Origin of the sequence: Colwellia psychrerythraea 34H, from assembly GCF_000012325.1 — a bacterium.
Lineage (GTDB): Bacteria > Pseudomonadota > Gammaproteobacteria > Enterobacterales > Alteromonadaceae > Colwellia > Colwellia psychrerythraea_A.
In genome coordinates this window covers 3,369,540-3,383,843 of record NC_003910.7, presented here as the reverse complement: position 1 = coordinate 3,383,843, position 14,304 = coordinate 3,369,540, and the positions used below count along the sequence as shown (strand labels likewise).

The 14,304-nt window shown below is 35.8% G+C and carries 11 protein-coding genes; 6 read left to right on the top strand and 5 right to left on the bottom strand.

Annotation, left to right across the window (positions count from 1 at the left end):
- Positions 1 to 163: 163 nt before the first annotated feature.
- The 5 genes from CPS_RS14540 to CPS_RS14520 all read right to left on the bottom strand — a co-directional run bounded on the left by CPS_RS14540 (position 164) and on the right by CPS_RS14520 (position 6,049).
- Positions 164 to 1,576 carry a GumC family protein gene (locus CPS_RS14540; RefSeq protein WP_011044027.1) on the bottom strand — a complete coding sequence of 471 codons (1,413 nt, stop codon included), beginning with the start codon at positions 1,574 to 1,576 and terminating at the stop codon, positions 164 to 166.
- Positions 1,577 to 1,583: 7 nt separating this feature from the next.
- Positions 1,584 to 2,861, bottom strand: coding sequence for a polysaccharide biosynthesis/export family protein (locus CPS_RS14535; RefSeq protein WP_011044026.1), 1,278 nt, complete (start codon positions 2,859 to 2,861; stop codon positions 1,584 to 1,586).
- Between the two features lie 301 nt (positions 2,862 to 3,162).
- Positions 3,163 to 3,843, bottom strand: coding sequence for a sugar transferase (locus tag CPS_RS14530; RefSeq protein ID WP_011044025.1), 681 nt, complete (start codon positions 3,841 to 3,843; stop codon positions 3,163 to 3,165).
- The gene (locus tag CPS_RS14525; protein WP_049757890.1) at positions 3,843 to 4,946 is read right to left on the bottom strand and encodes a WecB/TagA/CpsF family glycosyltransferase; all 1,104 of its coding nucleotides are present in this window, start codon (positions 4,944 to 4,946) and stop codon (positions 3,843 to 3,845) included. The genes CPS_RS14530 and CPS_RS14525 overlap by 1 nt, the downstream gene beginning before the upstream one ends.
- A gap of 371 nt (positions 4,947 to 5,317) precedes the next feature.
- Entirely contained in the window at positions 5,318 to 6,049 is a 732-nt protein-coding gene (locus CPS_RS14520; protein WP_011044023.1) for a putative nucleotide-diphospho-sugar transferase, read from the bottom strand.
- Positions 6,050 to 6,450: 401 nt separating this feature from the next.
- Here CPS_RS14520 and CPS_RS14515 point away from each other — a divergent pair, with 401 nt between their 5' ends.
- The 6 genes from CPS_RS14515 (at position 6,451) to glnS (ending at position 14,303) form a co-directional block, all read left to right on the top strand.
- Positions 6,451 to 7,917, top strand: a complete 1,467-nt coding sequence (locus CPS_RS14515) for a sigma-54-dependent transcriptional regulator (RefSeq protein WP_011044022.1) — start codon at positions 6,451 to 6,453, stop codon at positions 7,915 to 7,917.
- 173 nt (positions 7,918 to 8,090) lie between these two features.
- Positions 8,091 to 9,356, top strand: coding sequence for an oligosaccharide flippase family protein (locus tag CPS_RS14510; protein ID WP_011044021.1), 1,266 nt, complete (start codon positions 8,091 to 8,093; stop codon positions 9,354 to 9,356).
- A gap of 13 nt (positions 9,357 to 9,369) precedes the next feature.
- Positions 9,370 to 10,383, top strand: a complete 1,014-nt coding sequence (locus CPS_RS14505; protein ID WP_011044020.1) for a glycosyltransferase family 2 protein — start codon at positions 9,370 to 9,372, stop codon at positions 10,381 to 10,383.
- A 92-nt stretch (positions 10,384 to 10,475) separates the two neighbouring features.
- On the top strand, positions 10,476 to 10,886 hold the full coding sequence (locus CPS_RS14500) for a hypothetical protein (protein ID WP_011044019.1): 411 nt from the start codon (positions 10,476 to 10,478) through the stop codon (positions 10,884 to 10,886).
- A 195-nt stretch (positions 10,887 to 11,081) separates the two neighbouring features.
- A complete protein-coding gene (locus tag CPS_RS14495; protein ID WP_011044018.1) occupies positions 11,082 to 12,368 on the top strand; it encodes an HD domain-containing phosphohydrolase in 1,287 nt (428 codons plus the stop codon).
- A gap of 264 nt (positions 12,369 to 12,632) precedes the next feature.
- Positions 12,633 to 14,303: a glutamine--tRNA ligase gene (glnS, locus tag CPS_RS14490; protein WP_011044017.1), complete on the top strand. Its 1,671-nt coding sequence runs from the start codon at positions 12,633 to 12,635 to the stop codon at positions 14,301 to 14,303.
- Position 14,304: the final 1 nt, after the last annotated feature.

The window sequence follows — 14,304 nt, the reverse complement described above, 5'->3', positions numbered from 1 at the left end:
GGTATTGCTAAAGGTGTGCCAAACTTATTTAAGTTTTTTATGTTGTTGATAATAAGGGGGTATTGGTGTTTCATGATGAAGAAGGGAAGTGCTTGTGAATTGCAAAATAAAAAGGCTATTATCATTTTGCAATTCATTAGTTATTGTCGTTGATGTTAAAAAGTTAACTATTACTTGAAGTTGTTTCCTCTTTTTTAAGTATTATTTGAATTAACTTATTACGTTGAGATAAAATAATTAATCCTAAGGTGATAAATATAAATCCAGTTATTGCACCTATAAAAGCAATAATGTTTTTAGGGCTGCTTTGTTTCATTGGATATGAGGGGGTTGTTAACATTTGCAGCACGGGATAAGAGGCAAAAACATCTGACTTACTCGCTTCAAGTCGTGCTGCTGCAGAGGTGAAAATTGCTTCAGCCATGTTGAACTCTCTTTGTAAGCGCTCTAACTCCACAATTTCTCGAGAATAAATTTTTAATTGGTCCCCCAAGTGCAGGGCTGAACGGCCTAAATCTTCGAGCATCGACTCTTGGCCCTTTTGCTTTGCATAAGCGTCAATTAAATCAGCAAATAACTCAGATCGTTTCGGGTTTAAATCTAAATTCAATGAATTAAATATTTCATTAGAATTTACCCCGTACATTTGGCTACTTCGCTCGTTAATCGAGATACGGGTAAAGTTTAATCTCTTTTGTTGCGCTTTAACTTTAGGATGATTCACTCCCCACCTTGAACTGTACTCTGTAAGTTGGGTTATGCTTTCCTTTAACTCGGTAATGTAAGCACGAAATTCAACATCAGATTGCAGGGCGAAAGCTTGCCCAGCTAACTTGGGTGATACGCCTAACTCGTCACTTAACTGATATATATACTCTTGCAATTGTTTTGTTTCGGCTTTGACATAGAGGTGTTTTTCTCTAACCCCAGAAAGGGTTCTCACTAATTGGTCCATTTGGTCTGTTGAAACGACAATTGAACGCTGTTGAAAATCAACAATGGCATTACGTGTTATGTTCATTCGTTCTCGGTATCGGTCAAGCACTTGTTCAATACTTTGATCTCGACGTAATACTTCATCGGCTCTTAAGTTATTTAGTTCATCTTGGAGAGACTCATATAAGGCAAGCGTCTTTGCTTGCGCTAATTCTTGACCATTAGCACTCATCTCAAGTGAAATAATTGACGTTTGTTCAGTCAGTTTAATTCTTGGTTCACCAAGATCCTCAAGCGAAAGGTGCAGTTTTTTTGCCGCACGAGCTCTTACGCCTCTGCTTGATAACATTTCTTTATAATTAACACGAGGGTTAAAACCACCACCAGAAAAGGGTGTATTAGTTTGTGAGACAACTTGACCAACATTATCCAACGATACACTGTTACTACTACCAGTACCTGGTAATACCATCTCCATATCACTGGTAAATGAAGGGGCTTTATTTAAATAAATTATTACAAGCAGGGCAACCATGAAATAAGAAACTAAAGCTGTTACCAAATAGGGCCGTTTCAATACCGCATATGTTTGTGCTCTAAATAATCCAAATTTTGTCAATGGAACAATAGGATACTTCATAACTCACCTATAATAATTTGAATGGAATAATAAGATCAGTAAGGGTTTTGGCGATATCTCGATAATTAGTAATATCTGAGTCGTAGCAAGCAACCGCATCGTTCGGCATCAGATAAGGGTTAATTCGCGCTTTATTCGGCATAGTCATCAACTGTTCAACTGAACGTTCAATGACTTGAGTTTCACCCGTTATCGGATTTTTACTTGAAAGCACAACTCTGCGTGGTGCATTAGTCCATTCTTTACCACCAACACAGTTAGCTGAAACAGCTGCCTGAAGTAAGCGTGTGCCATAAGGCAGGCTTGTTGAAAATCGGCCAATGCCGGCACTAGAATTATCACCTGCAGAATCAATTAGGTTAGACATAAACACGCGAAAACCTTTAGGGGTAATTTGGCTTGGTCTAACTAAATGAGCTTGAAAACAACCTGTACTAGGTACTATGACTCGGTCACCGGCGACTAAAGGATAATCATTGACCAGGTTCCCACTTAACATTCCAGTCATATCTATTTGTACCTGCCAGCCTTTACGGATCAAAATGATTTGGTCCAATTTGGCATCGGGTCTAATACCTGATGCTGCTCTTATGGCTTCAGATAACAAACGCGTGGTTGAATAATCACCATAGGCCTCTAAATGTTCTGCATTTTGAATGCCGATGGGCTTTTTATTGATTAATACTGTACCGGGTTGGAAAACGGCACCAGCAACGGCAACTTCAATTGATGACCAATTTAAAACATATATCGTTACGCTTGCACTATCAGGCTGAAATATTTCTGCTCTAATAAGGGCAAGCTCAATTTTTGTTTCCAATTTATTGGTTGTCGCTCCGCCTGCCTCAACAACACCAATAATTGGTAATTTGACATAACCTGCATTATCAACAATGTAACGACCATTAAAGCCTTCACCATCTTCTATAATCACTTCGACTAAATCACCAGGACTCAACAGTAAACCTTGTGCCAGAATGGGATCGTTCTTGGCAGTAGCTTTCATGTTTGATGAGCTTAAATTTAATGGTTTATCAGTTCTATAATTTAATGCCGCTCCCATGTTTTGAAACTGACTACAACTTAAGCCATCGGCAAAGACACTATTGGGGGCTTCTTCATGTATAAAATCATCGCCATTGTCAGTAGGATTACCATAAAATCGAAGTTCAGATTTATCCATATTTTCAGAAGAATGCCTAGCACAACCTTGTGTAACTATTGCCGCTATTAAGGCAACAAGTACTGGTATCATTTTATAATTGTTAAATGCGTGATACAGCATAATATTCTCCATGACGATGTTAGCGATATAAATAGTAATTGCACTTAACGTACCAAGTGTCTATTTGAGGTTTAACTGTTGTATTTAAAGGGATTATTGTTTTTTTATCTGAGTGAGGTATGGGGTGGTTTTGCAATGTGCAATAGCTATTCTCACTTTTGCAAAATGCTATTTGCAAGGAAATAACCAAAAAGAACTAGGAATACAAACTAAAAAGTGAATTGATAATGAGTGTTATCAATTCACTTTAACTGTTAATACGTAAAGTCTAATGATGTCTATACGCGAGAGGTTGTTAATATTAATAAGCACCTTTTGCACTTAATACTGCAGGAATGGTGAGCGCTATTATTTTACAATCCATTAAAAAACTCTGCTGTTTAATATACGTTTTGTCTAACTGTAACTGCTCTTCAAAATTAGTATCTGCGCGGCCAGATACTTGCCATAACCCCGTTAGACCAGGTTTGGTAAACAATCTTGTTTGATCGTTATTATCATACTCATAAGTTTCAATAGATAATGCAGGTCTAGGTCCAACCAAACACATATCCCCTCTAACAATATTAAATAACTGTGGGATCTCATCTATCGAATATTTTCTGATAAATTGGCCAATCTTGGTAATTCTAGGGTCATTAATATACTTTTTACACACCCCTTCACGAGAGCTTTGTGTTGGATCCGGCTCTTTATAATTAGGATCTGTTTTTAAATACATAGAACGGAATTTATACATTTTGAAATGCCGACCATTTTCACCCACTCTTGTTTGAGAGAATAAAGCACTACCTGAACTTTCAACTTTGATCAAAATGAGCGCTAATAAAAGTAATGGGCTTATCAATAGTAACGTAATCAATGCAACCGTTTGTTGCAAGATAACTGGGATCCCTTTATGTTTATAATTTTTATCAATGGTTTTATGAGTACCAGTAAATACAGCGTTATTTTTAACGTGTTGTAAAATTTGAATAGCCATTATTTTTCTCCTGTATTTACTAAACCAAGAATGAAGGTTCTATATAAAAAAAGTGGATTACCAATAACATATCGATTAAATTTATTGCGAGGTTCTTGTAATAAACGCCAAACCCATTCCATACCTATTTCTCTTAACCACATTGGTGAACGTGAAATATTGCCAGAATAAAAATCAAATAATCCACCTACAGCTAATGCGGTTTTACAGTGTAATTTGTCTCTGTGTTCGAGTAACCATTGCTCCTGTACTGGTGAGCCCATAGCCACTAATAATATGTCGCAACCACTATTGTTTATTGATTCGATAATTTGTTCAGCATTGTTATCTTCGTTATAACCATGCTTGGTACCTGCAATATTAAGACCAGGGTACTGCTTGCATAATGCATTTGCGGCTTGCTCAGCAATTCCGGGTTTAGCCCCAAAAAAATATAAAGATTGATTACTTTCAACACAGCTTTCACAAAGGTGAGGTAACATGTCTGTGCCATTATTATTACCATTAAGAAGAAAACCCGCCTTTTTCGCAGCTAATCTCATACCTGAGCCATCTGCAAATAAAGCATTTGCATTTGATAGTTGTTTAAAAAAAGTAGGATCGCTTATCGATAAGTTAATTGAATGTACATTGACGAAAAAACCTATTTGAGTTTTATCTGCTGGTGTTTGTGTTATCCAGTCAACAGCTTCTGCCATAGATGTGTTTTTAACGTTTAAGCCAAATAAAGATAAGTACTTAGCTTTTTTAAACTTCTTTATTGCTTGACCATAAAAAATAACAGACATAAAACTTTTAATAATAAGCGCTAAATAATCAGCTGCATTGCCATTAAGCTGCTGTTCAAGTAGTTGCTCTTTGCTCATGATTGCTAAACCCGTTCTGAGGTGTAAATCATACAAACTAAAAAGGCCTGCTCTACATTTAATTTGGTTAATCACGCAAAACTGTAGATCGGGTGGCAATCTGTGATTTAGAGGGATACCACAAAAAGAAATTCTTCCTGAGTAAATATCAAACAAAACGGCGGTTTTGACCCAAATACCACAACTAAAGTTATGCAATATAACCGGTCTGCTTAGAGCATCTGTTCTATGTTGCATTGAAAACAAGCTTCTTTTAGTGCACAGAGCCAATGTTATATTGATCAGAAAACAAGGCAGAAGGATTAAAATAAGCATCAGTGCAATAGGGCGATCCATAAAAGTACCGCGATATTGATGATTAATGGAATCGTAATGCTTAAGAGATTGAGTCATTGTTCGAAGTGAGAATTTAGTATTTATCATTTCAGTTAACCTAATCATTGGGGGTTAACTGATACATTGCTTAAGCTATGCCAATCTGTGAGATTAATTTATCTTACTGTAAATAATGAAGTTTTTTGTTTTGTTGCCTTTTTTGTTGGAAGGGAGGGGGATAATATATTGCAAAATAGAAATTAGATTATCATTTTGCAATATATTTATAATTTTTAGAGGCAGGCGAGTTTTGGGTAGATAGATAATATTACATTTGTTTCCCGTGACAGAATATCTTCATCAAGTTCCTTACTCAAAATCCCTCTGTTTTTATTACCGAAAGCTGATAAGCGTGCAGATAGAAAAAAAACAACTTTATGAAAGAAATTATTAAGAAAGCCCGTTCTCATGGGCCCACAATTGCGGTGACGTATATAATCGGTTAACTGATAATCGAATGTGTTGTTCCACTTTTGTTCAAGCTCTACTATAAAAGGGACTTCTTTACTGAATTCAATAACATGGCCATTCTCCCCCCAACCGACATCGTTTTCACTTTGTACTTTATCAAACTGAGCATCAATAACCTGCGTGAGCCATTCTATGGTTTTTACATTGTTTCTCGCTAAAAGCACTCCTGAATTGAATCTATTCGAATATCCTTTTGCCATATACAGGTATTTACCTGTTTGAAATACATCGGTTAAATCAGGACAGTTTTCATTAACCATGGTATCGGCATCCAAAAACAATACATTTTCATAGCCGGACAATAAAGCCGCTCGCATTAATGTTAATTTAAGCCAGCAACACTCTACCCCTAGAGCAGAAACAAAAGGACGTGTTACGGCTTGGTGAACATAACCGTATTTTTGTGCATAGCGTCGATGAGATTTAAGCTCCCGTTGGTACATCCATTGATAACCGTTTAAAGCAATACTCAGTATTAATGTTTTATGTTGCATATATTCACCCTTGCAATTAATCAATTATTTTTCTCTTATTAACAATTAATAAGCAATATTTGCTCCATCTATTTCATTAAAGTAATTATTCTGCATAGCTTTTAGCTATACGATTGAATTTCAATATGTTTTGCTATTATTGATAATTAACGGTTATATTTATTTATCAATAATTTATTAATGATAAATATCAACTATTATTTATCTGTAGAAACAAATAAAGCCCGATTGTAATTACAACAACTATTTAATAAACTTGTTGATATTTATTGTTTTATTTGTGTTTTATTTGTGATTTATGAAGTGAAAGTTATCCATTTGACCGCAGTTATTCAACAGGCTGTTGAGTGTTTACTAAATACAATTTAGATGATCAATACTCGCAATTTTAAGGATTGGAAATGCAGAACTTAAATAAATCTAGAATTTTATTTGTAGATGATGAACCAGAAATTCTGCGTTCTCTCGAACGTATAACAAAAAAATTGGATGCCGTTATTTTAACTGCTTCTAGTGGACAAGACGCACTTGATCTTATTAATGAGTGTCCTGTAGATGTCATCGTGTCTGATTTTAATATGCCAAATATGGATGGTAATCAATTACTGGAACAGGTTGCTAAAATTTCACCAGAAACAGTTCGTATGGTACTGACAGGCCATGGTGATATGGAAATGATCGTCAATTTGATTAACAATGGCCATATCTGGGGCTTTCTTCAAAAGCCTTGGGATAACTTCGATCTTATAATTAAGTTACAACAAGCCTTGCAATTACAACAGGTTTTGGCCGAACGAACGTTAATGCGAAGAACAATTGATCAATACCAAAAATATCATAAATCTAGTTTTGAAGGTTTCATCGGTGATTCAGTGGCTATGCAATTTGTATATTCATGTATCGAACAAAGCGCACCTAGTAACGCTTCTGTCTTTATTACAGGACCAAGTGGTGCAGGTAAAGAAGTTGCGGCACAAGCTATTCATCACTTAAGCAAAAAGAAAAATGGGCCCTTTATTGCGCTTAATTGTGCGGCTATTCCGTCAGAATTAATGGAGTCGGAAATTTTTGGTCATATTAAAGGCGCATTCTCAGGGGCTGTTTCTAACCGAGATGGAGCGGCCTCTCTGGCAAATGGTGGTAGTCTTTTTCTTGATGAAATAGGTGAAATGGATATTAGTTTACAAGCAAAACTATTACGGTTTATTCAAACCGGTTGTTTTCAAAAAGTTGGTAGTGGAAAAGAAGAGAAAGTAGATATTCGTTTTATTAGTGCGACCAATAGAGAGCCACAAATTGCCATTGCCGAACATAAATTACGTGAAGATCTCTTTTATCGGTTAAATGTTATTTCAATAGATTTGCCGGCGTTAAATGAACGAGATAATGATATTCTTAAATTAGCTGAACATTTTTTAAGACACTTTAGTGACATTGAGGGTAAGGTATTTGCTGGATTCTCTTCTGGTGCAGAGGCATTAATAAAGTCTTATTCATGGCCGGGTAATGTTCGCCAGTTACAAAATATTATTCATAGTTCAACCGTTATGTCTGAAGGACCACTAATTTCTGAAAAGATTATTGCTCAACAACTGGGTAGACAAAACAAACAAGCAGAGCCAACGTCTAATACTAATAAACAAAGCGACATCCCTTCAATAAATCAGCAAAATCAAAATACGAGTGTTCATCAGGGGAATCATTCGACCTCATCAATTATTACCTTGGCTGAAGTTGAAAAACAAGCCATTGAAAAGGCCATAGACTCGTGCCAAGACAATATTGTAAAAGCTGCGAGTGAATTGGGCGTAAGTCCATCAACACTCTATCGAAAAATCCAGCAATGGCAAACATCGCCAGCAGAATAATTGTATTCCTAATATGCAAATAAGCACCATAATGATTTTCATCATGCAAATAATTATGGTGGTTCTATTTAATATTTAATAAAACCATTATTAATCAATCAATTAAATAAATCACATAGTGGAATGAATCTTGAAACTACCTTGTTAATTAACAATGGTTCAGGAATATTCTAATGTGGTTGCTTCATTTTTTTAGAATACAATTAAATTCAGTTATTGAGCTGTTATCAAATACTATTTGGTTACTCAGTGCAGAGTTTGTAGCAAAAATCTCCCGAATATTCACCATTATTGTACTGGCTGCTCAATTATCACCAATGTCATACGGTACTGCCATGTTAGCCTTAGCATTTCATGATGTTTTTGGATTGTTGTTACGTGCAGGGGTGGGCAGCCAAATTATCAACTGCAAGCCACATCAATTAGAAAATTTTGCCAAAAATGGCATAGTGATCCAGTGGGGTATTTGCTTAACCATAGCGATAGGTCAATTCAGCTCAGCAAACTACCTTTCATCACTTTATGATAATGATGATATTACTGTTTTATTGCAAACGATGGCTATCATTTACCTTCTTTATCCGTGGGTAAGCATTAAAATATTCTTATTGCAGCGTGAAAATAAAATGCGTTGGTTCAGTATTAGAAATGGCCTTTGTGTCATTATTGAAAACTGTACAATCGCAATTGCCGCTTTATTAGGGGCCGATATCTTATCAGTAGCTTTGGGTAAAGTTGCTTTTTCGATCTTTTGGTTATTGCTATTTTCTTTCTCACCTGTCAAATCATATGGTATTGGTTGTAAACCCTTTATCATTCATCAGATGCTTCAAACATCAGGTAAACTGTTTAATACTGAATTTCTACGTGGTATTCGACTTCATGCTGATACCTTTATTGCCGGTAGGTTATTAACACCTGAACTCTTTGGATTTTATACCTTTGCGAAGAACGCAGGTGTTGGTTTAAGTCAGTCAATTAGCCAAGTCTATATTGGAGCCTTATTCCCGTACTTGTGTAAATTAGAACGAAAAGGTCAGTTATTAGAACAACAAAAAAAAGTATTTGTTATCTCTTTAGGCATTGGTTTTCTGTTTGTTATTCAAGCGCTATTAGCACCCATTTATGTCCCTATTCTATTTGATGAAAAGTGGTCTTCAGCGATACCTATTATTACCATCTTATGTTTAGTCGCACTTCCTAATTTAATAATCGATATTGTCTGTTGCATGCAGCGTGTAACCGAGCAATACCACAGGGAAACATTTACTCGATTAGTCTGTCTTTTCATCAGTCTAGCAACGCTTTTTATCTTTACTCCCAATGAGCCTATGGAGTTCGCTTTGGTGATCTTTTTTAGTAGTTTATTTTGTTTAATTCCAATTTATTTAATTAATGTAATAAAGCCCTTTAGTAACAATTTACGTACTGTAATTTGATAGGAGAAAACACATGGAAGCTAAATCAATTCCGGTAGTATCGGTCGTTATTCCAATGTATAACGTAGAAAAATATATAGAGCAAAGTATTAATAGTGTCCTTAATCAGAGTTACCATCATTTTGAACTTATTTTGGTTGATGATGGCTGTGTTGATAATACCTTGGACATAGTTAATACCTTTACTGATCCACGTATTAAGATTGTACGACAAGTTAACCGAGGTTTGTCGGGTGCTCGAAATACAGGTATAGAGTCCGCCAGAGGAATATATATTGCTTTATTGGATGCAGATGATTATTGGGCAACTGATAAATTAGCTAAGCACATACAACATTTAAGTATGAATCCAAAAGTAGGTGTTAGCTATTGCCCTTCATTATTCATTGATGAGGAAGGTGCTCTTTTAGGTGTTGGCCAATTCCCTAAACTTAAGAATATCACTAAACAGCATATCTTTTGTCGAAACCCAGTAGGCAATGGTTCTTCACCTGTCATTAGAAGAGCAGTATTGTCAGAAATTGGCCGTTTCGGTATTAATAAAGATAAATACCGAAAAATGTATTTTGATGAAAGCTTAAGACAATCAGAAGATATTGAACTTTGGACACGTATAGCGTTAAACACAAAATGGCAGTTTGAAGGCGTTAGCACACCGTTAACTTATTACCGTGTTAACGATTCAGGTCTGTCTGCCGATGTAGATAAACAATTTGCAAGTTGGCAACACGCTGTCATGTTAAACCAAGCATCTCATTCAACTTTCTTCAAACAATTTTACAGCTTGGCAAAAGCTTATCAGTTAAGGTATTTAGCAAGAAGAGCCATACAATCAAAGAGTAAGGTCACTGCATTTAAACTTATTCATCAAGCAATATACTGTAACTATAGAATTATTCTGCAGGAGCCTAGTCGTACTTTCATGACTTTGTGTTGCGCTTGGTTAAAGTTTTTACCAAGTAAGCTATACAGTCGTATAGAGAAATTTGCCATGTTGAATTTTGGTAACAGCTCAGTTAAGCAGTAATATGAACTAAATAGTGACTATCTTTATGATTTTTATCAGTAAATGTTGTAAATAATATCATTAACTAATCCAATTTTACATTGAGAGATATTATGAATCGTATTAAAAAATTGGATAAAACCTCAACAGTTAATCAACTATTAAACGGTATGGAAAAGTCTGTTGCTGATAGCTTTACTGCTGAACAGCGTAAAGCATTGCAAACAAGCATTAGCACTCAAGACTGGCACCAACACAATGTAGATTTTAGGCCTACGTTAGCACTGCCATTTTTACCCTGGAGCTTTTATCTTGTGTTTCTTGTTGGTATTAATAGGAGGGGACTTGTACCGATAGAACGTTTTATTGCTTTTACTATGTTTTTATTTGTTATATTTATAATTGGCTTAACGGTTACTGGTTGTGCTTTGGTGCTTATTTACTTACTAAAATCATGGTTAGGTATTGATTTATTTCCAAATGAATCTCTTGGTATTTGGGATAAATTCAAAGGCTATTTTTAACACTCTATAGTTAAATAAGGGAATATTTATAAATTATTTGTTTTACCAACAATTACTATACTCCCCACAGAGGTCCTTGAATTTTAATGATAACAGTTATATATACGTTAATACTCAGCTATAATTAGCCAAATTAATTGTGCAATTAATTTTATGTGATAACTTAATTGATGGTCGGTAACCAAGGAACAATAAATGGAAAAACCTTCATTACTAATACTTGATGATGAAAAGGAAGTGCTAAACGCGTTAAACCGTGTTTTACGTAAACATTTTCAATTGTATTTATTTTCAGACGCCAATGAAGCCATTGGCTTTTATCAAGATAATCCTAATATTCCGCTAGTGCTTACGGATATGAGAATGCCCATCATGGACGGGGCTACATTCTTAGGGAAAATCATTGAAATTAATTCCCACTGTAAACGATTTTTGTTAACAGGGCATGCCGATATTAATTCAACTGTGATAGCCGTTAACGAAGGGAAAATATCCCACTACTTTTCAAAACCATGGGATAATGAAGAACTAGTAACTAAGCTCAAAAGTGCTTATGAACTGTATCTTAATGAAAGAAAAACCAAACATTTATTAAAAGTTAATTTGGCTAAAAATGCTGAGCTCTCACTGATTAATAGTTCCCTTGAATTAGAAACCAATAAAAACCAACAAAAATTACAACTTATCTCTACCCGAGAAGCGAATAGCTTCGGTCGACTTAAAAAGACATTTTCGACCTTTATTGATATATATGCTGAAACCATTTGTTTGCATAATCAAGATGTATCTCGGCACAATTTTCGCGTTGCAGCCCATGCTAGGTTAATTGCAGAAATGCATTCTTGCGATAAACTCACCACTTTTCAGATTTATATCGCCGGCTTACTGTATGAAACAGGAAAGTTATCTTTAGAACAAACGTTACTTAACAAACCTATAGATACTTTGACGCAACAGGAAAAGAATCTATACAGTGCTTTTTATCAAAAAAGCTACGAGCTGCTCAATAGAGTTGATGAACTTTCCTTCGTCGCCGAAATAATAAAAAACATTCCTGCAAACTATAACGGCACTACTGCGCCAGAACACCTAACAGCGGATGAGATCCCGTTAGGCTCAAGAATTATTGCCATCGTATCAATGTATGATAATTTAGTTAATGGACGTCAGTCACAAGTTAAAACACCGACAGTAGAAGCCAAGCATCGTATTAAAGAATTAGCTAAGACAATGTTTGACCCAAGTTTAGTTAATCACTATTTAACCATACTAGAAGAACGTCCGAGTTCAAGTGAAGGTAAAGTAGACTACCTACTCAATTGTAGTGATTTACAAGAGGGCATGATGTTAACAAGAGATATTGTTAACGCTGATAAAAACCCAATGCTAACGAAAGGAACCACTATAGAGCAGCATCATATTGATAGACTCCTTGAAATTGAAAAGAGCCAAGGAGAATTCTTTCTTGTTTATGCTCGTTGATAATCCAAGGTGCAGTGATGATAAGCTCTTTCGTAAGAGCATTTGAACACGAAATATACGCAATAAGCGTGATAACCGAATAACCACAATAATGCGATAAGAGTATTAAGAAATATACTCTTATCTAACGCTATTCTCCCCCGTAAACACTTGCTATAATGTTCGGTATCTTTGTGCGTAAAACGTACTTTATACCAAGCTTTATACTAACCGACTCCATAAGTTGAATCGATTGTATTAAGTTATTTTCAGAGGTTTATTTTCATGTCGGATACCGAAAACCGCCCAACAAACTTTATTCGTAATATCATTGATGCCGATCTAGATAGTGGTAAACACACAGGTGTGCAAACACGTTTCCCACCAGAGCCAAATGGCTTTTTACATATTGGCCATGCAAAAGCTATTTGCTTAAATTTTGGCATAGCCCAAGACTATAATGGTTTATGTAATTTACGGTTTGATGATACCAACCCTGAAAAAGAAGATATTGATTACGTTCATGCTATTCAAAAAGATGTAAAGTGGTTAGGTTTTGAGTGGGCAGGGGAAATTCACTATTCTTCTAACTACTTTGACCAATTACATGGTTTTGCGGTAGAACTTATTGAAAAAGGTTTAGCGTATGTTTGTTTCTTAAACGCAGAAGAAACACGTGAGTATCGTGGTACTTTGAATAAACCAGGTAAAAACAGTCCTTATCGTGATACTTCAGTTGAAGAAAATTTAGCCTTATTTGCCAAGATGAAAAATGGCGAATTTGAAGAAGGCATTTGTGCCTTGCGCGCTAAAATTGATATGACTTCGAGCTTTATGTGCTTGCGCGACCCTATTATTTATCGTGTACGTTTTGCCCATCATCATCAAACAGGTGATAAGTGGTGCATTTATCCAATGTATGATTTTACCCATTGTTTATCTGATGCATTAGAAGGGATCACCCATTCTATTTGTACGTTAGAGTTTCAAGATAACCGACGTTTATACGATTGGGTCATTGAACAGGTTTCAGTACCAAGCACGCCACATCAGTATGAGTTTTCTCGCTTAAACCTTGAATACACACTGATGAGTAAGCGTAAGTTAAATACGTTAGTAGAAGAAAAATTAGTTGATAGCTGGGACGACCCGCGCATGCCAACAATTGCAGCATTTCGTCGTCGTGGTTATACTCCCGCGTCAATGCGAGAGTTTGCTAAGCGAATTGGTGTAACTAAAATGGAAAACACTATTGAAATGAGTGTTTTAGAAGCATGTATTCGTGAAGATTTAAATGATAATGCCCCGCGTGCCATGGCTGTTTTAGATCCTATTAAATTAGTGATTGAAAATTACCCTGAAGATAAGAATGAAGATCTTATTGTTAAAAATCACCCAAGTGATGACGAGCAAGGGACACGTATCGTGCCATTTTCTAAAGAGCTTTACATTGAAGCTGAAGATTTTAGAGAAGAAGCCAACAAAAAATATAAACGTTTGGTCATCGACAAAGCAGTACGTTTACGTGGTGCTTATGTGGTAACGGCAACACGCTGCGATAAAGATGAACAAGGTAACGTTACCACTGTTTATTGTACTTACAATGAAGATACGCTAGGTAAAAATCCAACCGATGGGACTAAACCTAAAGGTGTAATTCATTGGGTTGATGCCAATAAATCACTTGATGCGATAGTACGTTTATATGACCGATTATTTACCGTGCCTAACCCTGCAGCAGCAGACGATTTTAATTCTGTTATTAACCCTCAGTCTTTAGTCACTATTACGGGTGCTAAAGTTGAGCCGTCACTAGCAGAGGCGAAACCTGAATTTGCTTATCAATTTGAGCGTCAAGGTTACTTTTGCCTAGATAATGACATTAAAGAGCCCGGTGCATTAGTCTTTAATCGCACGGTTGGCCTGCGTGATACTTGGGCAAAAATCAGTCAGTAAG

Coding starts and splice junctions, on each gene's coding strand:
- CPS_RS14540 (WP_011044027.1), bottom strand. CDS start 1,576: ATGAAGTATCCTATTGTTCCATTGACAAAATTTGGATTATTTAGAGCA.
- CPS_RS14535 (WP_011044026.1), bottom strand. CDS start 2,861: ATGCTGTATCACGCATTTAACAATTATAAAATGATACCAGTACTTGTT.
- CPS_RS14530 (WP_011044025.1), bottom strand. CDS start 3,843: ATGGCTATTCAAATTTTACAACACGTTAAAAATAACGCTGTATTTACT.
- CPS_RS14525 (WP_049757890.1), bottom strand. CDS start 4,946: ATGCAACATAGAACAGATGCTCTAAGCAGACCGGTTATATTGCATAAC.
- CPS_RS14520 (WP_011044023.1), bottom strand. CDS start 6,049: ATGCAACATAAAACATTAATACTGAGTATTGCTTTAAACGGTTATCAA.
- CPS_RS14515 (WP_011044022.1), top strand. CDS start 6,451: ATGCAGAACTTAAATAAATCTAGAATTTTATTTGTAGATGATGAACCA.
- CPS_RS14510 (WP_011044021.1), top strand. CDS start 8,091: ATGTGGTTGCTTCATTTTTTTAGAATACAATTAAATTCAGTTATTGAG.
- CPS_RS14505 (WP_011044020.1), top strand. CDS start 9,370: ATGGAAGCTAAATCAATTCCGGTAGTATCGGTCGTTATTCCAATGTAT.
- CPS_RS14500 (WP_011044019.1), top strand. CDS start 10,476: ATGAATCGTATTAAAAAATTGGATAAAACCTCAACAGTTAATCAACTA.
- CPS_RS14495 (WP_011044018.1), top strand. CDS start 11,082: ATGGAAAAACCTTCATTACTAATACTTGATGATGAAAAGGAAGTGCTA.
- glnS (WP_011044017.1), top strand. CDS start 12,633: ATGTCGGATACCGAAAACCGCCCAACAAACTTTATTCGTAATATCATT.